This is a genomic window from Modicisalibacter ilicicola DSM 19980, from assembly GCF_900128925.1.
GTDB lineage: Bacteria > Pseudomonadota > Gammaproteobacteria > Pseudomonadales > Halomonadaceae > Modicisalibacter > Modicisalibacter ilicicola.
Genome location: NZ_FQUJ01000003.1, coordinates 384,954 through 404,521 on the forward strand (window position 1 = coordinate 384,954; position 19,568 = coordinate 404,521).

Here is a 19,568-nt window from a genome sequence, read left to right on the forward strand (position 1 = left end):
GCTTTTCATCCCCATAGCCGGAACAGGGCAAACAGCGGCACTGCCGCGGTGAGGCTGTCGATACGATCGAGCACGCCACCATGGCCGGGCAGGAGACCGCCGGAATCCTTGATGCCGCGCAGGCGCTTGAACATGCTCTCGAGCAGGTCCCCGAGCACCGACGCCAGGGTGACCACCAGGGTGGTGACCATCAGCCCCAGGCCTCGGCCGAGGCTCAACTCGAGGGCGACGGCGAAGCCGATAGCCAGAAGGGCGGTGGCGACCATGCCACCGTAGACGCCTTCCCAGGACTTGCCAGGACTCACCCGCGGGGCCAGCTTGCGACGGCCGAAGCGGCGGCCGGCAAAATAGGCCCCGATATCCGCCAGCCAGACCATCAACAGCACGTAGAGCAACCACTCGGCACCGCTGGCCCGCAGCTGAACGAACCCGACCCAGCAGGGAAGCAGCACCCAGAGGCCGGCCAGCAGACGCAGCGAAGGACGGGACCATTGCTTGACGCTCTCGGGATAGGTGGCGATCCAGTAGAGGCTCACCAGCCAGCCGAGCAGCGCGATCCACAAGGGCCAGGTCGCCATTACCAGCTGGGTGTGCCACCCGACCAGCATGGCGATCACCAGGATCAGCACATAGGCGAGACGCGGCCCGAACCGCTCGAAGCCGGAAAGGTTGGCCCACTCCCAGGCAGCCAGCAGCACGATGGCGCCGGTGAACGAGGCGAAGGCACCGCCGGTGAGGCCGAACAGTCCCAGCAGGGCCAGAGGGATGAGCACCAGGGCGGTCAAGATACGCTGCCTAAGCACCCTGGGCCTCGATCTGTTCCTGGGTCATGCCGAAGCGACGCTGGCGACTGAGGAAGTCGTCCAGTGCCTCGTCGAAGGCCTCCGCGCCGAAATCCGGCCAGAGCAGCGGCGAGAAGTAGAGCTCGGAATAGGCCAGTTGCCAGAGCAGGAAGTTGGAAAGACGCTGTTCGCCGCTGGTGCGGATGCACAGGTCCACCGGCGGCGCGCCGTTCTCGCCGATCTCCCCCTCCAGACGCTGTTCGTCGATGTCGGCGGCCTTCAACTCCCCGGCCTCGACACGTTGTGCCAGTCGCCTGGCCGCGTCGGCGATATCCCAGCGCCCGCCGTAATTGGCGGCAACGATCAGGTGCAGTCCACGGTTGTGGCGGGTCAAGGACTCGGCGCGCTGGATATGCTGCTGGATCGTCCGGGAGAAGGCCTCGCGCTCGCCGATGATGGTGAGGCGAATATCGTTGTCGTGAAGCTTCTTGACCTCGCGCTTGAGCGCCATCAGGAACAGCTCCATCAGCGCGTTGACCTCCCCCGCCGGCCGCTTCCAGTTCTCGCTGGAGAAGGCGAACAGCGTCAGGGTCCTGACCCCTCGCTGCGCGGCACGGCGGATGACGGCACGCACCGATTCGACGCCGGCACGATGACCACGTACGCCGGAATACCCCTGGGCCCTGGCCCAGCGATTGTTGCCGTCCATGATGATGGCCACGTGACATGGCACTTGAGAAGGTTGCGGTGACGTCATGTTAGCTCGTACGGAGGAATGAGCACGAACGGCAAGACCGCCGCTCGCCACCGCTCATACCTGCAGCAGGTCGTGTTCCTTGGACTCCAGAAGCTTGTCGATCTCGGCGACATACTTGTCGGTCAGCTTCTGGATGGCGTCCTCGGCGCGGTGCTCGTCGTCCTCGGTGATTTCCTTCTCCTTAAGCAGGGCCTTGATGTCGCTGTTCGCATCGCGACGCACGTTGCGCACGGCGACCCGTGCTCCTTCTGCCTCGGCACGCGCCTGCTTGATGTAGTTCCTGCGCGTTTCCTCGGTCAGTGGCGGCATCGGCACCCGGATCACGCTGCCCGCCGTCGCCGGGTTGAGCCCCAGGTCGGAGGTCAGGATCGCCTTCTCGACCTTGGGCACCATGGACTTCTCCCAGGGCGAGACGGCCAGGGTGCGAGCATCCTCGACGTTGACGCTGGCCACCTGGTTGAGCGGCATCTGCGCGCCATAATACTCCACGGTCACCGCATCCAGGATGCTGGGATGGGCGCGTCCGGTACGGATCTTGTGGAAATTGCCCTGCAGCGACTCCAGACTCTTCTGCATACGCTTTTCAGCGTCTTTCTTGATGTCGTTGATCACGGTTTCAACCTCTGTCTATCAGCGTGCCTTCCTTGCCGCCCACGACCAGGTTCAGCAGCGCCCCGGGCTTGGTCATGTCGAACACACGCACTGGCATGTCATGGTCCCGCACCAGGCAGATGGCGGTCAAATCCATGACCCCCAGCTTCTGATCGAGCACTTCATCGTAGCCCAGACGCTCGTACTTGACGGCATCCGGATGTTTGACCGGGTCCCGGTCGTAGACGCCATCGACCTTGGTGGCCTTGATCACCACGTCGGCATCGATCTCGATGCCGCGCAGACAGGCGGCGGAATCGGTGGTGAAGAATGGATTGCCGGTGCCGGCGGAGAAGATGACCACGTCGCCAGAGGTAAGATAGCGGATACCGGTACGCCGGTCATAGTGCTCGACCACCCCGCTCATGGGAATGGCCGACATGACCCGCGAGCGGATGTTCGAACGCTCGAGCGCATCGCGCATCGCCAGGGCATTCATCACCGTGGCCAGCATGCCCATGTGATCGCCGGTGACCCGCTCCATGCCGGCCGCGTGCAGGGCCGCGCCACGAAACAGGTTGCCGCCGCCGATGACGATGCCGACCTGGACGCCGATGCCGACCAGCTGGCCGATTTCCAGCGCCATGCGATCCAGCACCTTGGGATCGATGCCGAACTCGCCATCCCCCATCAGGGCCTCACCGGACAGCTTGAGCAGGATGCGCTTGTACTTCGACTTGGCGTTGGCAGCGGGCATGCGAAATCTCCTGAAGGCGGTGGACTAAAAGGATGGCGACGGCTCGGCGGCCGGATACGCGATGGCGTGCGCTCTCGCGCACGCCATCTCGACGACCGGGAGCCGGACCTCAGCTACGGCGAGCCTGTTCCATGACTTCCTTGGCAAAGTCGACTTCTTCCTTCTCGATGCCTTCGCCCACCTCGAAACGGGTGAAGTCGACCACCTCGCCACCGTTGGCCTTGACGTAGTCGGCCACGGAGCTGTTGGGGTCCTTGACGAAGGGTTGCTCGGTCAGGCTGTTCTCGGCCAGGTACTTCTTGAGACGGCCCTGGACCATCTTCTCGGCGATCTGCTCGGGCTTGCCGGCCATGTCGGGCTGCGCCAGGATGATGCTCTTTTCCTTGTCGAGCTGCTCCTGAGGCATCTGCTCGGGGCGCGCCACCGCCGGGTTGATCGCCGCAACGTGCATGGCGACATCCTTGGCCACCTCGGCATTGCCCCCCTCGAGCAGGGTCAGCACGCCGATACGCCCGCCGTGGACGTATTCGCCGACCACGCCACCGGCCGGCGCCTCGAGGACCGTGGCACGACGCACGGAGATGTTCTCGCCGATCTTTTGCACCAGCTGCTGCCGGGTGTCTTCCATCTCGCCGTCCATGAGGGCGGCGACATCGTCGGACCTGGACTCGAAGACTCGCGCCAGCACCTTCTCGGCGAACCCCTTGAAGTTGTCGTCCCGGGCGACGAAATCGGTCTCGGAGTTGATCTCGACCATCACGCCATAGCTTCCGTCCTCGGCCACGCGAGTCACGACGGCGCCCTCGGCGGCGGTGCGACCGGCCTTCTTGGCGGCCTTGAGGCCCGAATTCTTGCGCAGATCCTCGATGGCCCTCTCGATGTCGCCGTCGGCTTCGGTGAGTGCCTTCTTGCACTCCATCATGCCGAGGCCGGTACGCTCACGCAGTTCCTTGACCAGAGATGCGCTGATAGCTGCCATGGTAGTTAACCTCTGAATAGTTCGATATCGGTATAGTCGAACATCGCTGTTCGATGTAAGCACTGCAGGAGGCGAGAGCCTCCTGCCGCTTGCGGATCGATCGCGACGCCAGCCCGGCGGACTGGCGCGACATCCTTTACTCGGCGACGGCGTCGTTCTCGGTCACCTCGACGAACTCGTCGGGGCGGCCTTCCTTCGCCTTGGCGCACGCATCGGCGATGGCCTGGACATAGATCTGGATCGCACGGATGGAGTCATCGTTGCCCGGGATGACGTAGTCGACGCCATCCGGATCGGAGTTGGTGTCTACCACGCCGATGACCGGGATGCCCAGCTTGTTGGCCTCGTTGATGGCGATGCGCTCGTGATCGACGTCGACCACGAACAGGGCATCCGGCAGCCCGCCCATGTTCTTGATGCCGCCGATGGAACGCTCGAGCTTGTCCTGCTCGCGGGTCGCCATCAGCACCTCTTTCTTGGTCAGCTTCTCGAAGGTGCCATCCTCGTGCATGGTCTCGAGATCACGCAGACGCTTGATCGACTGACGGATGGTCTTGTAGTTGGTCAGCATGCCGCCCAACCAGCGATGATTGACGAAGGGCTGGCCGGCACGGCTGGCCTCTTCCTTGATGACCTTGCTGGCGGAACGCTTGGTGCCGACGAACAGGATCTTGTTGTTGGCGGCAGCCATCTTCTCGACCACGCCGATGGCATCGTTCAATGCCGGCAGGGTGTGCTCGAGGTTGATGATATGGATCTTGTTGCGGGCGCCGAAGATGTACTTGCTCATCTTCGGGTTCCAGTACTTGGTCTGGTGACCGAAGTGGGCGCCTGCCTTGAGCAGGTCGCGCATATTGACTTGTGCCATGGATGACTCCTGGTATATCGGGTTAGGCCTCCACGCACCCCATGGATCCGACCGCTGATTGGGCCTCGCAAGGCCTTCCCGCGGCACCCGGGACCATGTGACGGTGCATGTGTGTTTTCAAGGCATTTAAGCTCGTCGACGCTTTTCGCAGGGCAGCCCGCCGGGATCGAGGCAGTGCTGCGGATTGCAGGAAAGCGCGCGGCTTTATACCATACAACGGTGCCAAGATGAAGCCGTCGCCACCTTGAATCGCCATGCCCAGCCCCTGGTGGCCGGCTCGCCATTTCCCGAATCGAGACCCCATGAACGTTCCCATCAAGACGCCCGTTGAGATCGACAGGATGCGCGAGGCCGGCCGCCAGGCTGCCTCCGTGCTCGAGATGATCACTCCTCATGTCCAGGCCGGCGTGAGCACCGGCGAACTCGATCGCCGGTGCCACGAATACATCGTCGACGAGCTCGGCTCGGTCCCGGCCCCGCTCAACTATCACGGTTTCCCCAAGTCGATCTGCACCTCGATCAACCACGTGGTCTGTCATGGCATCCCCGACGACGGCAAGAAGCTGAAGAAGGGCGACATCATGAACATCGACATCACCGTCAAGACCGCCGACGGCTACCATGGCGATACCAGCAAGATGTTCGTCATCGGCGAGAACACCCAGGGCGAGCGACTCTGCCGCGTTACCCAGGAATGCCTCTACAAGAGCATCGCCGCGGTACGCCCGGGCGCCCGGCTGTCGGAGCTCGGCAAGGCGATCCAGCTGCACGCCGAGGCCAACGGCTATTCGGTGGTGCGCGATTTCTGCGGTCACGGCATCGGCGCGGTGTTCCATGAAGACCCCCAGATACTGCACTACGACGGCTACGCGCCGGAGGCGGACATCACGCTTGCCGAGGGCATGTGCTTCACCATCGAACCGATGATCAACGCCGGCGGTTACCGCACCAAGGTGCTGCGTGACGGCTGGACCGCAGTGACCCGGGACAAGAGTCTTTCCGCCCAGTGGGAGCATACCCTGCTGGTCACCGCCACGGGGGTCGAGGTGCTGACGCCCCGGGGCGAGGAAGACCTCAGCTTCCTCGACGCCTGAGCCGCCAGCGATGCTTCTGCACCATTATCGCTTCGCGCCGGACGAGGCACTGTTCGACGCCGCCGACTTTCGTCGCGAACTCGAGTTCAGCCCCTCGGCGGCGACCCTCTTCAAGCAGGCATTGAAGGCCATCCAGAGCCGTCTCGATGACCGCTTCCATGCCGGGGCCGATATCCGCGACCTGGTGCACGGCAGGGCCTGGTGCCTCGACCGGTTGCTCGAGACGGCCTGGGCACGCCACGCCTGGCCCGACGAGGGCATCGCCCTGCTCGCCGTCGGTGGCTATGGGCGGGGCGAGCTGCACCCGCATTCGGACATCGACCTGATGGTGCTGCTCGAGCAGGAGGACGACACGCCCTACCGCGAATCACTGAGCGAGTTCATCACCTTCCTGTGGGACATCGGCCTCGAGATCGGTCACAGCGTGCGCTCCCTGACGGATTGCGAGCGCGAGGCCGAGGCCGACGTCACGGTCATCACCAACCTGATCGAGACCCGCACCCTGGCCGGCCCCGACCGGCTTCGCGACATCATGCAGGAACGCCTGTCGACCCGACGCATGTGGCCCTCGGATCGCTTCTTCGAGGCCAAGTGGCAGGAACAGATCGCCCGTCACTACCGGCACAACAACTCCGAATACCACCTTGAGCCCAACATCAAGAGTTCCCCCGGGGGATTGCGTGACATCCAGATGATCGGCTGGGTCGCCAAGCGCCACTTCGGCCTGCTGCGCTACGAGGACATCGTCGCCCAGGGCTTCATGAACGATGCCGAGCTGCGCATCCTCAGCCAGGGACAGGCGTTCCTGTGGCAGGTGCGCTATGCCCTGCACATGCTCACCGGCCGTGCCGAGGATCGCCTGCTGTTCGACCATCAGCGCGCCATCGCCGAGCTGTTCGGCTTCCGCGACACGCCCGAGCGCCTGGCCGTCGAACAGTTCATGAAGCGCTACTATCGTCATGTCACGGCCCTGGCGGGGCTCAACGACATGCTGCTGCAGCATTTCGACGAAGTCATCCTGCGCGGCGACGAGGTGCTCGAGACCCAGCCGCTCAATGCCCGCTTCGAGATCAAGGGCGGCTATATCCAGGTTCGTGACGAGCGGGTGTTTCGTCACCGCCCTGCCGCCCTGCTCGAACTCTTCCTGCTGATGGCCCAGCATCCCCGGATCGAGGGGGTGCGTGCCGAGACCATCCGCCTGATTCGCGATCATCGTCACCAGATCGACGATGCCTTCCGGGACGATGTGCGTCACCAGAGCCTGTTCATGGAACTCTTGCGCAGCGGCGGCAATGTCTCCCGTCAGTTGCGGCGCATGAACCGCTACGGCGTGCTCGGCAAGTACCTGCCCGAGTTCGGGCAGGCCGTGGGGCTGATGCAGCACGACCTGTTCCATATCTATACCGTCGACGCCCACACCCTGCGCCTTCTGAAGTTCATTCAGCACTTTCGCGAACCCGACAGCCGCGAGGCGTTTCCCGTGGCAGCCACCCTGGTGCACCAGCTCCCCAAGCTGGAGCTCTTGTGGATCGCCGGGCTCTATCACGACATCGGCAAGGGACGCGGCGGCAATCATTCGCTGCTCGGCGCCCGGGACGCCGCCGAGTTCTGCGAACGTCACGGCCTGACGCCCCGGGACACTCGCCTGGTGACCTGGCTGGTCGAGCAACACCTGCTGATGTCCAAGACCGCCCAGAAGCGCGACATCAGCGACCCGGACGTGATCCGCGAATTCGCCGAGCAGATCGGCGACGAGGTGCGGCTCGACTATCTCTACGTACTCACCGTGGCCGACATCAACGCCACCAACCCCACGCTCTGGAACGGCTGGCGCGCCGCGCTGCTGCGCCAACTTCACGGCGAGACCAAGCGCGCCCTGCGCCGAGGCCTGGAAAACCCCATCGACCGCGACGACTGGATCGCCGAGACGCGGGCCGAGGCACTGGCCCTGCTACGCACCATGGGCGCCGATCCTGAGCGCGTCGAGCGGCTCTGGAACACCCTGGGCGACGACTACTTCGTGCAGTACCAGTCCAGCGAGGTGGTCTGGCAGACCCAGGGCATCCTCGCCCACGGCGATTCTCCGCTGCCGCTGGTGCTGATCAGCGCGCCGGCGGAAGGCACCAGCGAGGGTGGCACCAAGGTGTTCATCCACACCCGCTCGGCGGACGACCTGTTCGCCGCCAGCGTCGCGGCCATGGACCAGCTCGACCTGTCGATCCACGACGCCCGCATCGCCACCTCGAGCAACGACTGGACGCTCAACACCTTCATCGTGCTCGACAACCACAACGAGCCGATCCGCGAAGCCTCCAAGCTCGAGCACATTCGCCATCACCTGGTCGAGGAACTCGACGATCCCGACGACTATCCGCAGATCGTCAATCGCCATACCCCGCGTCAGCTCAAGCACTTCCGGGTGCCGACCCGGGTGCTGATCGAGCAGGACCCGGCCAACGAGCGCACCGTGCTCGAACTCATCGCCCCGGATCGCCCTGGCCTGCTGGCCCGGGTCGGCCGCATCTTCATGGAGCAGGAGATCGCCCTCTCGGCGGCCAAGATCGCCACCCTCGGCGAGCGGGTGGAGGACGTCTTCTTCATCACCGATCGGAATGGCGCCCCGCTGACGGATCGCGCCCGTCAGACACGCCTGCGCGAACGCCTGTGCGAGGCGCTGGATGTGTGAGCCCACAAGCAGATGGAGCAAGCAAGGAACGGCAAGATGATCATCACGCTGTACGGCATAACGACCTGCGACAGCTGCCGCAAGGCACGCAAGACCCTCGATGCCCAGGGGACACCCTACCGCTATCACGATCTGCGCGAGCAGGGCCTCGAAGAGACCCTGCTCTCCCATCTCATCGACCTGGCCGGGCTGGACGCACTGCTCAACACCCGCAGCACGACCTGGCGCGCCCTGGACGCCGACGAGCGGCAACGCGCCAAGGACGACGAGACCTACGCGCGCCGGGTAATGCTTGCCCGGCCTACCCTGCTCAAGCGTCCGCTGCTCGATACCGGTGATCGATTGATCGTCGGTTTCCAAAAAGACGCCTACGCGGCATTATCCCGCTGACCGCTTTCAATCATCAGGAGAGACCCATGCTGAGCTTCGCTCTCGGAATCGGCCACCAGAACACCCAAGGCGACTGGCTAGACGTCTACTACCCGGCGCCCTTGTTCGAACCGGACACCGCCTTGACCGATGCCGCGCGCCAGGCCCTCGAGGCACCGGCCGACACCGCCGTGGTCAGCTTCCTGCCCGAGCATTGCGCCGGCCTGGCCCAGGCCCTCGAGGCTGCCGGTAACGCCAGCCAGGCGGAGCTGGCCGAAGCCCTCGCCGCGAGCCAACGCCCGCTGGTCGCCGTCTTCCTCGAGTCCGATCGCCCCCCGGAGAGCGTGCCCGAGGTGTATCTCAAGCTGCACCTGCTCTCCCATCGCCTGGTCAAGCCTCACGACATCGACCTCAGCGGCATGTTCGGCGTGCTGCGCAACATCGCCTGGACCAGCGAAGGCCCCATCGATGTCGAGGAGCTGTCGGCACGGCGCCTGCGGGCACGCCTGGCGGGGCGTCCGCTGTCGGTGGACTGCGTCGACAAGTTTCCCAAGATGACCGATTACGTGGTTCCCAAGGGCGTGCGCATCGCCGATACCGCCCGGGTTCGCCTCGGCGCCTATCTCGGCGAAGGCACCACGGTCATGCACGAGGGCTTCGTCAACTTCAATGCCGGCGCCGAAGGGCCGGGCATGGTCGAAGGGCGGATCTCCGCCGGGGTGGTGGTCGGCAAGGGATCGGACCTGGGCGGTGGCTGCTCGACCATGGGCACCCTCTCGGGGGGCGGCAATATCGTCATCAAGGTCGGCGAGGGCTGCCTGATCGGCGCCAATGCCGGCATCGGCATCCCCCTGGGGAATCGCTGCACCGTCGAGGCGGGGCTCTACATCACCTCCGGCGCCAAGGTGGCAGTGCTCGACGATCAGGGCCGGGAGGTGAAGACCGTCACCGCTCGCGAGCTGGCCGGCCAGGATGATATGTTGTTGCGTCGCAACTCGGTCAGCGGTCGCATCGAATGCCTGACCAACAAGAGCGCCATCGCCTTGAACGAGGCGCTGCACGCGCACAACTGATCGCCGACGCCCGCGGCGCGGGCGTCTTTTATTCGCCACTCGGGACCCTTCATGCCCTCGTCCGATACCGCCCTGACCTCCGCGTCGCTTTCCCCGACCCTCGAGCTTGCCATCGACCTGATGCGCCGCCCCTCGATCACCCCCGACGATGCCGGCTGCCAGGACGTGATGATCGAGCGCCTGGCGCGTCTCGGCTTTCGCATCGAGCGCCTGCCCTTCGGCGATGTCGACAACTTCTGGGCGGAGCATGGCCATCACGGGCCGGTACTGGCCTTTGCCGGCCATACCGACGTGGTACCCAGCGGTCCGGGGATTCGCTGGCAATACCCGCCCTTCGAACCGCGCATCGACGAGACGGGCATGCTCTGCGGGCGTGGCGCCGCGGACATGAAGGGCAGCCTGGCGGCCATGATCACAGCCGTGGAACGCTTCGTGAACGCTCATCCCGACCACCATGGCAGGATCGCCTTCTTGATCACCTCCGACGAGGAAGGCCCGGCCCGGGACGGCACTCGCGCAGTGGTCGAGCACCTGCGCGAGACGCATGAACGCCTCGACTACTGCATCGTCGGCGAACCGTCCTCCAGCGAGCGGCTGGGAGACGTGATCAAGAACGGCCGCCGCGGTTCCCTGGGCGGTGTGCTGCACGTGCATGGCGTCCAGGGGCATGTCGCCTACCCGCATCTGGCCCGCAACCCCATCCATGAAGCCGCCCCCGCCCTCGACGCCCTGTGTCGCGAACACTGGGATGGTGGCAACGACTTCTTTCCCGCCACCAGCTTCCAGATCTCCAACGTTCGCTCCGGGACCGGGGCCACCAACGTGATCCCCGGGGAGCTGGAGGTGGTATTCAATTTCCGCTACTCCACCGAGGTCACCCAGCAGGCGCTGCGCGAGCGTACCGAGTCGATTCTCGACGCTCACGGCCTCGATTACCGTCTCGACTGGACCCTCAACGGCGAGCCCTTCCTGACCAGCGAGGGCGCGTTGATCGACGCCGCCGTCGGCGGCGTCGAGGAGATCACCGGAGAGCGACCGACACTGTCGACCTCCGGCGGCACCTCGGACGGACGCTTCATTGCCACCCTGGGATGCCAGGTGGTCGAACTGGGGCCGCTCAATGCGACCATTCACAAGATCGACGAGCGTGTACGAGCCGCCGACCTGGACACCCTCAGCCGTGTCTACGAAGCGGTGATCAAGCGGCTGTTCATTTGAGGACCGTCATGGAGCGCTACCCGGATATCGAAATCTACCTGGCCGAGATCGATCTCGAGCGCCTCGGTGCCTGGTTGGCAGAAACGCTGGACGCGCAACCCCTGAAGCCATCCGGCAAGCGCAAGTGGCGCAGTCGCGGCCACCACGTCGGCGAGACCGTGCCCATCTTGTTGGTCGAGAATGCCGCCGACGGCTACTCGAGCCTGTGGTTCGACAGCCCGGCCACCCCCTGGCAGCGTGACGCCGACTGTGCCCGCGACGCTGCCAGGGCGCTCTCGTGCGAGGTGCGCTGCTCCCTGGGCGGCTGGCAGCCCGGCGACGACCCCGACCGCTTCTGGCAGGTGCTCCCCGACGGCAGCGAAGGCGTCATCGACTGGCCGGACTCGGGGCGCTAACCAGAAACGACAACGCCTCATCCTGAGGCGAGGCGCTGTCGTGTTCGAGCTGATGTCACGAGAAAATACGGCGAGCGATGATCAGGGCTAGGCCCGCTCCCGTCGGACCAACGCATTTCCCACATCCCTGTGGGTCACTAAGCGAAAGGGCGCTGAAGGAGCGGAGTTTACTAATGTAAATGAGCACCTGAAGCGCCCTTTCAACAACGCGTGATCGAGCATCGGCCATTTTCAGATCAAGTAATGACCGTGACGTCATCGGCCTGCAACCCCCGCTCATTCTGCACCACGTGATAGCGCACCTTCTGCCCCTCGGCGAGGGTGCGATGCCCCTTGCCACGGATGGCGCGAAAGTGCACGAAGACATCTTCCCCGTCTTCGCGGGTGATGAAGCCATAGCCCTTGTTGACATTGAACCACTTGACCTCGCCGATCTCGCGATCGTCGTTCTCGACCTCCGCCAGGTTGGCCAGTTTCGGCGTCAGTCGGTTCAGTAGCAGCGTCGCGACCAGCAGCACGACGAATACCGCCAGGGCGGTGGCAATATAGGCCAGCACCACGCCGTCCGTCGCGCGGGCCTCCGAGAGCAGGTCGGCCACGGGGCCACCGAACAGTGCGATGAACAAGGCAATCAGCAAAGGGGCGACGGCGGCAAGCAGGAGACTGATGAGACTACAACGGATTACAACCTTGCGATTCATGGACCTCGGGTTCTCTTGTTGTGATAAACGATGACCGCCCCGGGCCGCGCCAGGATGCGCATTCGGGGCAAAGATGCGAAGGTGTCGCGATGACCGGCGACACGCAGCGCAAGGATTCTAGCATGACCGACGAGACGACGCTTGCCCGCCTTGAACGGCGGTTCGAAGCCCTGGAAAGCCGCCTTGGCTACCAGGAACACTGGCTGGATACCCTCGACCAGGCAATCGCGGCCCAGGAACAACGACTGGCGCAGCTGGAGAGACTCAGCGACCTGATGCGCCAGCGACTGCGCGAGCAGCATCAATGGCTCAAGGGAATGGACCCAGAGGGAGGCGGCTACGCCCCGGAAGACGAAAAGCCGCCTCATTACTGAGGGCGCGGGTCAGTCGATGCCGTCCAGGTAACGCTCCACGTCCAGTGCCGCCATGCATCCGCTGCCTGCGGAGGTGATCGCCTGGCGGTAGACGTGGTCCATGACGTCGCCGGCGGCGAACACCCCGGGCACGCTGGTCGCGGTGGCATTGCCCTCGAGGCCCGACTTGACCCGGATGTAGCCGTTCGCCATCTCCAGCTGGCCCTCGAAGATGCCGGTGTTCGGCACATGGCCGATGGCGATGAACACACCGGGTACCGACAGCTCCTTGGTGCTGCCATCCTGGGTGGACTTGAGACGCACCCCGGTCACGCCGGAAGCATCGCCGAGCACCTCGTCGAGGGTGTGATTCCATTCGACGCGGATATTGCCGTCGTCGACACGCTCGAACAGCTTGTCCTGCAGGATCTTCTCGGCGCGCAGGCTGTCCCGGCGATGCACCAGGGTGACCTGGGAGGCAATGTTCGACAGGTAGAGCGCCTCTTCCACGGCGGTGTTGCCGCCACCGATCACGACCACCTCCTGGTTGCGATAGAAGAAGCCGTCGCAGGTCGCGCAGGCCGACACGCCCTGCCCCATGAACTGCTGCTCCGAGGGCAGCCCCAGGTAGCGCGCGGTGGCCCCAGTGGCGATGATCAGGGCATCGCAGGTGTAGGTGGCGCTGTCACCCTTGAGGGTGAAGGGCCGCTGGCGCAGCTCGACCTCGTGGATATGATCGAACAGCACCTCGGTGTCGAAGCGCTCGGCATGCCGACGCATGCGCTCCATCAGCTCGGGTCCCTGTACCCCGACATCGTCGCCGGGCCAGTTGTCCACGTCGGTGGTGGTGGTCAATTGCCCGCCGGCCTGCAGGCCGGTGATCAGCAAGGGCTTGAGGTTGGCCCGGGCGGCATAGACGGCAGCCGAATAGCCGGCAGGACCGGAACCGAGGATGATCAGACGTTCGTGACGGGTTTCGCTCATGCAGGACCTCTCCTGTCTGGCCGAAGGCCGCTACACACGGCTGGCAGACGCTCATGTTGGACAATTCGGGGCCATTCTAACGAAAAAAGGCGGCCCGAAGGCCGCCCTGTGACATCGAGGAACTTACAGTTCCTTGGAGTGGGTGCCCAGGTACTTGGCGACACCTTCCGCGTTGTCCTTCATGCCTTCCTGGCCTTCGTCCCAGCCTGCCGGGCAGACTTCACCATGCTTCTGGTGATGCTGCAGCGCCTTGACCATGCGCAGCATCTCGTCGACGTTGCGGCCCAGGGGCAGGTTGTTGACGGTCTGGTGCTGAACGACGCCGTCCTCGTCGATCAGGAATGAGGCGCGCAGTGCGACACCCGCTTCCGGATGCTCGATACCGTAGGCCTGAACGATCTCGTGCTTGACGTCGGCGACGATCGGGAAGCCGACTTCACCGATGCCACCAGCATCCGGCGAGGTCTTGCGCCAGGCGTAGTGGGAGAACTGGGAGTCGATGGAAGCACCGATCACCTCGACACCGAGCTCCTTGAATTGCGCCAGACGGTTGTCGTGGGCAATGATCTCGGAGGGGCAGACGAAGGTGAAGTCCAGCGGCCAGAAGAACAGCACGCGCAACTTGCCGTTGCTGTCGGACAGCTTGAAGTTTTCGACGATCTCACCGTTGCCGAGAACGGCGGCGGCTTCAAAGTCCGGTGCTTGACGTCCAACCAATACGCTCATGCAAATCTCCTTGTTGATCGAGTCGATCGCTTTGAATGAATTCGGTGACAGAGGCTATAGCCTGACCCCGATATTTGCCAATTTGATTACCCTAATGGATCGCATAGCAGCAGCCTATCGACATGTCGGGTAAGCGTGGCAGAACACCGGCATTCCTGAAGCAGAAGGCTCATACCACATCGTCGTCGCGACCAAGGGTCACGCCTTCCAGCTCTCCGGAAGACTCGGACACCACGACCACGATCTGTATCGGCGCGCAGCAGCGTGGGCAATCTTCCCAGGTCGTGTGACTGCCCTGGCTGGAATCGATCAGCAGTTCGAAACCGGTGCCGCAATAGGGACAGTTGACGGCCCGCGCATCGAGCATCTCTTCCTGCATGACGGACTCTCCGACGACGGGACTGAATGTGGTGCCTCGGCACCCCACTTTCAAGCCATCCCGGTGAATTTCATAGGGTGGCATCGAGGCCACGGCAGTGGCAGGTGCTTGAATTCACCGCCTATCATGACCATGTAGAACGAGACCAAAGGTGGCACCGAATACCGCGCTGAAGGGTGTATGCTGCCATCTATGCAGGCTGACATTCGACAAGCCAACGTGACCCGTCACCCTCGCAGACAGGCCCGAAGCCGCGATAGCTCGACGGCGATCGAGGAAAACTAAGGAGGAGTTCCATGAGCACGGATAAAACCCCGAACACCCTGAGTACCCTCGAGGCGGGGGGGTCAACCTACCACTACTATAGCCTGCCCAAGGCTGCCGAGGCGTTCGGCGACATCCAGCGATTGCCCTTCACGCTCAAGGTGCTGATGGAAAATCAGCTGCGTTATGCCGATGACGAAAGCGTTTCCGGCGACGACATCCAGGCGCTGGTCGACTGGCAGAAGGACGCCCGCTCTACCCGGGAGATCGGCTACCGCCCGGCGCGCGTGTTGATGCAGGACTTCACCGGCGTCCCTGGAGTCGTCGACCTGGCCTCCATGCGCGATGCCGTCGAGCGTCTGGGCGATGACCCGGCGCGCATCAACCCGCTCTCTCCCGTCGATCTGGTCATCGACCACTCGGTGATGGTCGATCACTTCGGCGATCCGTCGGCGTTCAAGGACAACGTCGCCATCGAGATGGAGCGCAACCACGAGCGCTACGAGTTCCTGCGCTGGGGCCAGCAGGCCTTCGACAACTTCCGCGTGGTCCCGCCGGGCACCGGCATCTGCCACCAGGTCAACCTGGAGTATCTGGGCAAGACGGTGTGGACCAAGGAGGAGGACGGCAAGACCTTCGCCTATCCCGACACCCTCGTGGGCACCGACTCCCACACCACCATGATCAACGGCCTGGGCATCCTCGGCTGGGGCGTCGGCGGCATCGAGGCCGAGGCCGCCATGCTCGGCCAGCCGGTCTCGATGCTGATCCCCGAGGTCATCGGCTTCAAGATCACCGGCAAGCTCAGGGAAGGCATCACCGCCACGGATCTGGTGCTGACCGTGACCCAGATGCTGCGCAAGAAGGGCGTGGTCGGCAAGTTCGTGGAGTTCTACGGCGACGGCCTCAAGGACATGCCGGTGGCGGACCGTGCCACCATCGCCAACATGGCCCCGGAATACGGCGCCACCTGCGGCTTCTTCCCGGTGGACGACCAGACCCTGGACTACATGCGCCTGACCGGTCGCGACGATGCCCAGATCGCCCTGGTCGAGGCCTATGCCAAGGAGCAGGGGCTGTGGCGCGAGCCGGGTCACGAGCCGATCTACACCGACACCCTCGCACTCGACATGGGGGACGTGGAGGCCAGCCTGGCGGGTCCCAAGCGGCCGCAGGATCGCGTCGCGCTGTCGGACATGAAGGCGACCTTCGAAAAGCTGATGAAGGACGACGCGCCTGATGCCCCCGAGGAAGAGCAGGAAAAATGGCAGTCCGAAGGGGGTGGCCAACCCAAGTCCGAGGCCGTGACGGATTACGGCCATGGCCATTACGAGCACAATGACAGCCAGGTGTGCGAAATCGACGGCGAGAAGTTCAAGCTTCACCCCGGCGCGGTCGTGATCGCCGCCATCACCTCCTGCACCAACACCTCCAACCCCAGCGTGATGCTGGCCGCGGGGCTGCTGGCTCGCAAGGCTATCGAGAAAGGCCTGACCACCAAGCCCTGGGTCAAGACCTCCCTGGCCCCGGGCTCCAAGGTGGTCACCGACTACCTGGCCGCCGGCGGCGTGCAGGACGACCTGAACGCACTGGGCTTCAACCTGGTGGGCTACGGCTGCACCACCTGCATCGGCAACTCCGGCCCGCTGCCCGAGGCGATCGAGAAGGCGGTCAACGACGGCGATCTGACCGTGGCTTCGGTGCTCTCGGGCAACCGCAACTTCGAGGGTCGCGTGCATCCGCTGGTCAAGACCAACTGGCTGGCCTCGCCGCCCCTGGTGGTTGCCTACGCCCTGGCCGGCAACGTGCGCCTTGACCTCACCCAGGAGCCGCTGGGCAAGGGCAAGGATGGCGAGCCGGTCTATCTGAAGGACATCTGGCCCTCCCAGGCCGAGATCGCCGAGGCGGTGGAGCAGGTCAAGACCGACATGTTCCGCAAGGAGTACGCCGAGGTGTTCGACGGCGACGAGACCTGGAAGTCCATCAAGGTGCCGGAAAGCAAGGTCTACGCCTGGTCCAAGGACTCCACCTACATCCAGCATCCGCCGTTCTTCGAGGGCATGGGCAAGGAGCCCGAGCCCGTCGAGGACGTCAAGAACGCGCGGGTGCTGGCCATGCTCGGCGACTCGGTGACCACCGACCACATCTCGCCGGCCGGCTCGATCAAGCCGGACAGCCCCGCGGGACGCTATCTGCAGGAGCACGGCGTCGAGCCCAAGGACTTCAACTCCTACGGCTCGCGGCGCGGCAATCACGAGGTGATGATGCGCGGCACCTTCGCCAACGTGCGCATCCGCAACGAGATGCTCGACGATGTCGAGGGCGGCTACACACGGCACGTCCCCTCCGGCGAGCAGATGGCGATCTACGATGCGGCAATGAAATACGCCGAGGACGACACCCCGCTAGTGGTGGTGGCCGGCAAGGAGTACGGCACCGGCTCCTCCCGGGACTGGGCGGCCAAGGGCACGCGGCTGCTCGGGGTGCGCGCGGTCATCGCCGAGTCCTACGAACGCATCCACCGCTCCAACCTAATCGGCATGGGTGTGCTGCCGCTGCAGTTCCCCGAGGGCGAGGATCGCAAGTCCCTGGGGCTGACCGGGGACGAGACCTTCTCCATCGAGGGCCTCAACGAACTCGAGCCCGGCGGCAGCGTCAAGGTGACGGTCAAGGGCGACAAGGGCGAGCAGACCCTGGAGGCCAGGTGCCGCATCGACACGGCCAACGAGATGGCCTACTACCGTCACGGCGGCATCCTGCACTACGTGCTGCGCAACATGCTGTAGAGGCGATTCGGGCGTCATCGGCGCCCGCTCGTCCGAAACGAATCGCCCCGCCGAATCTCGGCGGGGCGATCTCGTTGGCACCTTGGGGCACTCGAGGCTCAGAACGCGCTTCGCCGGTAATGACGGTAGCGCGGGTACCAGAAGTTGCGCTCGATCATCTCACGCAGCGCCTCGTCGCTGGATCGCAGCGCCACGCCCTCTTCCTGGGCCTGCTTGGCCACGTCGAAGGCGATCGCCTTGCTGATCTCCCGGATATTGCCCAGGGCAGGCAATAGCGCACCTTCGCCGTGCAAGACGATGGGCGCATTGTTGGCCAGGGCGTTGGAGGCCGCCATCAGCATGGTATCGGTCACCCGGGTTGCCTTGGCTGAGACCACGCCCAGCCCCACGCCGGGAAAGATATAGGCGTTGTTGCATTGCGCGATGGCGACCCGCCGGTCCCCCACCCGTGCCGGCGGGAAGGGGCTGCCGGTGGCCACCAGCGCCTCGCCGTTGGTCCAGTCGAGGATGTCCTGGGGGGTCGCCTCCACCCGGGAGGTGGGGTTCGACAGGGGCATCACCAGGGGATTGGGACAATTCTCGTGCAGGCCGCGGATGACCTTTTCGGTGAACAACCCCTTCTGCCCCGAGACACCGATCAGTACCGTCAGCCCGGCGTTTTCCACCACATCGAGCAGCCCGGAGCCGGGCCAGTCCGCCACCTCCCCGGGGGCGTGGACCAGGCGCCGCTGGAACCCGTACAGGCCCTGCATGTCGTCGGTCAGCAGGCCGTGGCGGTCGATCATGTAGATGCGCTTGCGTGCCTCGGCATCGCTGATTCCCTCCTCGGTCATGGCCACGACGATCTGTTCGGCGATGCCGCAGCCCGCCGAGCCGGCCCCCACGAAGGCGATGCGCTGATCGCTGACCTTGGCGCCGCGCGCCTTGCAGGCGGCCAGCAGCGTGCCCACGCAGACCGATGCGGTACCCTGGATGTCGTCGTTGAAGCAGCACAGCTCGTCGCGATAGTGCTCGAGCAGTGGCATGGCGTTGGTCTGGGCGAAGTCCTCGAACTGCAGCAGCACGTTCGGCCAGCGACGCTTGACCGCCGCGATGAACAGCTCGATGAACTCGGCGTATTCGTGCTTGCCGATGCGCGGGTGTCGCCAGCCCATGTACATGGGGTCGTCCAGCAAGGTCTGGTTGTTGGTCCCCACGTCGAGCATCACCGGCAGCGTGTAGGCCGGACTGATGCCGCCGCAGGCGGTGTACAACGCCAGCTTGCCGATGGGAATGCCCATTCCCCCAATCCCCTGGTCGCCCAGCCCCAGGATACGCTCGCCATCGGTTACCACGATGACCTTGACCTTGTCCTTGGTGGCGCTGCGCAGGATATCGTCCATCTTGTCCCGGTCGGGGTAGGAGACGAAGATGCCACGGTGATTGCGGTAGATATTGGAGAATTCCTCGCAGGCCTCCCCCACGGTCGGGGTGTAGATGATCGGCAGCATCTCCTCGAGATGCGACTCGAGCAGCCGGAAGAACAGCGTCTCGTTGTCGTCCTGGATGGCGCGCAGATAGATGTGCCGATCGAGGTCGCTCTGGCACTGCCGGTACTGGCGATAGGCACGCTCGGCCTGCTCCTCGATGGATTCGACATTATGGGGTAGCAGCCCGACCAGGTTGAAGTCGATACGTTCCTTGGGGGTGAAGGCACTGCCCTTGTTGAGCAGGGGCATCTCCAGCAGCGATGGACCGGCGTAGGGGATGTAGAGGGGGCGTTTGGCGTGCTCGCTCATGGCTCGGCTCTTTTTTTGAGTGGAGGTA

19 protein-coding genes are annotated in these 19,568 nt (G+C 64.3%); 8 read left to right on the forward strand and 11 right to left on the reverse strand.

What is annotated here, in order from left to right:
- Positions 1 to 5: 5 nt before the first annotated feature.
- The 6 genes from BUA41_RS04345 to rpsB form a co-directional block, all read right to left on the reverse strand.
- A complete protein-coding gene (locus BUA41_RS04345; protein ID WP_072820060.1) occupies positions 6 to 803 on the reverse strand; it encodes a phosphatidate cytidylyltransferase in 798 nt (265 codons plus the stop codon).
- A complete protein-coding gene (gene uppS, locus BUA41_RS04350; RefSeq protein WP_072820062.1) occupies positions 796 to 1,539 on the reverse strand; it encodes a polyprenyl diphosphate synthase in 744 nt (247 codons plus the stop codon). Before uppS ends, BUA41_RS04345 begins: the two co-directional genes overlap by 8 nt.
- A gap of 54 nt (positions 1,540 to 1,593) precedes the next feature.
- Positions 1,594 to 2,151 (reverse strand): ribosome recycling factor, encoded by a 558-nt coding sequence (frr, locus tag BUA41_RS04355; protein WP_072820064.1) that lies wholly within the window; start codon positions 2,149 to 2,151, stop codon positions 1,594 to 1,596.
- Positions 2,152 to 2,155: 4 nt separating this feature from the next.
- On the reverse strand, positions 2,156 to 2,887 hold the full coding sequence (gene pyrH, locus BUA41_RS04360) for a UMP kinase (RefSeq protein WP_072820066.1): 732 nt from the start codon (positions 2,885 to 2,887) through the stop codon (positions 2,156 to 2,158).
- Positions 2,888 to 2,996: 109 nt separating this feature from the next.
- The gene (tsf, locus tag BUA41_RS04365; RefSeq protein WP_072820068.1) at positions 2,997 to 3,866 is read right to left on the reverse strand and encodes a translation elongation factor Ts; all 870 of its coding nucleotides are present in this window, start codon (positions 3,864 to 3,866) and stop codon (positions 2,997 to 2,999) included.
- A gap of 136 nt (positions 3,867 to 4,002) precedes the next feature.
- Positions 4,003 to 4,734, reverse strand: coding sequence for a 30S ribosomal protein S2 (gene rpsB, locus BUA41_RS04370; protein WP_072820070.1), 732 nt, complete (start codon positions 4,732 to 4,734; stop codon positions 4,003 to 4,005).
- Positions 4,735 to 5,036: 302 nt separating this feature from the next.
- Here rpsB and map point away from each other — a divergent pair, with 302 nt between their 5' ends.
- From map to BUA41_RS04400, 6 genes are read left to right on the forward strand one after another with little or no spacing between them, the layout of a single operon-like run.
- On the forward strand, positions 5,037 to 5,828 hold the full coding sequence (gene map / locus BUA41_RS04375) for a type I methionyl aminopeptidase (protein ID WP_072820072.1): 792 nt from the start codon (positions 5,037 to 5,039) through the stop codon (positions 5,826 to 5,828).
- Positions 5,829 to 5,838: 10 nt separating this feature from the next.
- Positions 5,839 to 8,514, forward strand: coding sequence for a [protein-PII] uridylyltransferase (locus BUA41_RS04380; RefSeq protein ID WP_072820074.1), 2,676 nt, complete (start codon positions 5,839 to 5,841; stop codon positions 8,512 to 8,514).
- A gap of 36 nt (positions 8,515 to 8,550) precedes the next feature.
- On the forward strand, positions 8,551 to 8,904 hold the full coding sequence (locus tag BUA41_RS04385; protein ID WP_340641241.1) for a Spx/MgsR family RNA polymerase-binding regulatory protein: 354 nt from the start codon (positions 8,551 to 8,553) through the stop codon (positions 8,902 to 8,904).
- Between the two features lie 26 nt (positions 8,905 to 8,930).
- Positions 8,931 to 9,956, forward strand: coding sequence for a 2,3,4,5-tetrahydropyridine-2,6-dicarboxylate N-succinyltransferase (gene dapD / locus BUA41_RS04390; protein WP_072820079.1), 1,026 nt, complete (start codon positions 8,931 to 8,933; stop codon positions 9,954 to 9,956).
- Positions 9,957 to 10,007: 51 nt separating this feature from the next.
- Positions 10,008 to 11,174 carry a succinyl-diaminopimelate desuccinylase gene (gene dapE / locus BUA41_RS04395; RefSeq protein WP_072820081.1) on the forward strand — a complete coding sequence of 389 codons (1,167 nt, stop codon included), beginning with the start codon at positions 10,008 to 10,010 and terminating at the stop codon, positions 11,172 to 11,174.
- Positions 11,175 to 11,182: 8 nt separating this feature from the next.
- Positions 11,183 to 11,569 carry a hypothetical protein gene (locus BUA41_RS04400; protein ID WP_072820083.1) on the forward strand — a complete coding sequence of 129 codons (387 nt, stop codon included), beginning with the start codon at positions 11,183 to 11,185 and terminating at the stop codon, positions 11,567 to 11,569.
- 236 nt (positions 11,570 to 11,805) lie between these two features.
- Here the strand turns inward: BUA41_RS04400 and BUA41_RS19570 are convergent, their stop codons facing one another.
- Positions 11,806 to 12,270 carry a cold-shock protein gene (locus tag BUA41_RS19570; protein WP_072820085.1) on the reverse strand — a complete coding sequence of 155 codons (465 nt, stop codon included), beginning with the start codon at positions 12,268 to 12,270 and terminating at the stop codon, positions 11,806 to 11,808.
- A 122-nt stretch (positions 12,271 to 12,392) separates the two neighbouring features.
- Between BUA41_RS19570 and BUA41_RS04410 the strand changes: the two genes are divergently transcribed.
- A complete protein-coding gene (locus BUA41_RS04410) occupies positions 12,393 to 12,644 on the forward strand; it encodes a SlyX family protein (RefSeq protein ID WP_072820181.1) in 252 nt (83 codons plus the stop codon).
- A 9-nt stretch (positions 12,645 to 12,653) separates the two neighbouring features.
- Here the strand turns inward: BUA41_RS04410 and trxB are convergent, their stop codons facing one another.
- The 3 genes from trxB to BUA41_RS04425 form a co-directional block, all read right to left on the reverse strand.
- Entirely contained in the window at positions 12,654 to 13,607 is a 954-nt protein-coding gene (trxB, locus tag BUA41_RS04415) for a thioredoxin-disulfide reductase (protein WP_072820087.1), read from the reverse strand.
- A gap of 123 nt (positions 13,608 to 13,730) precedes the next feature.
- Positions 13,731 to 14,333: a peroxiredoxin gene (locus BUA41_RS04420; RefSeq protein WP_072820089.1), complete on the reverse strand. Its 603-nt coding sequence runs from the start codon at positions 14,331 to 14,333 to the stop codon at positions 13,731 to 13,733.
- 169 nt (positions 14,334 to 14,502) lie between these two features.
- Positions 14,503 to 14,712, reverse strand: coding sequence for a CPXCG motif-containing cysteine-rich protein (locus BUA41_RS04425; protein ID WP_072820091.1), 210 nt, complete (start codon positions 14,710 to 14,712; stop codon positions 14,503 to 14,505).
- Between the two features lie 296 nt (positions 14,713 to 15,008).
- On the opposite strand from BUA41_RS04425, the gene acnA reads away from it, so the two are divergent.
- Positions 15,009 to 17,762: an aconitate hydratase AcnA gene (gene acnA / locus BUA41_RS04430; protein ID WP_072820093.1), complete on the forward strand. Its 2,754-nt coding sequence runs from the start codon at positions 15,009 to 15,011 to the stop codon at positions 17,760 to 17,762.
- A 98-nt stretch (positions 17,763 to 17,860) separates the two neighbouring features.
- On the opposite strand, the gene BUA41_RS04435 is transcribed toward acnA, so the two are convergent.
- The gene (locus BUA41_RS04435) at positions 17,861 to 19,540 is read right to left on the reverse strand and encodes an NAD-dependent malic enzyme (RefSeq protein ID WP_072820094.1); all 1,680 of its coding nucleotides are present in this window, start codon (positions 19,538 to 19,540) and stop codon (positions 17,861 to 17,863) included.
- Positions 19,541 to 19,568 lie beyond the last annotated feature (28 nt).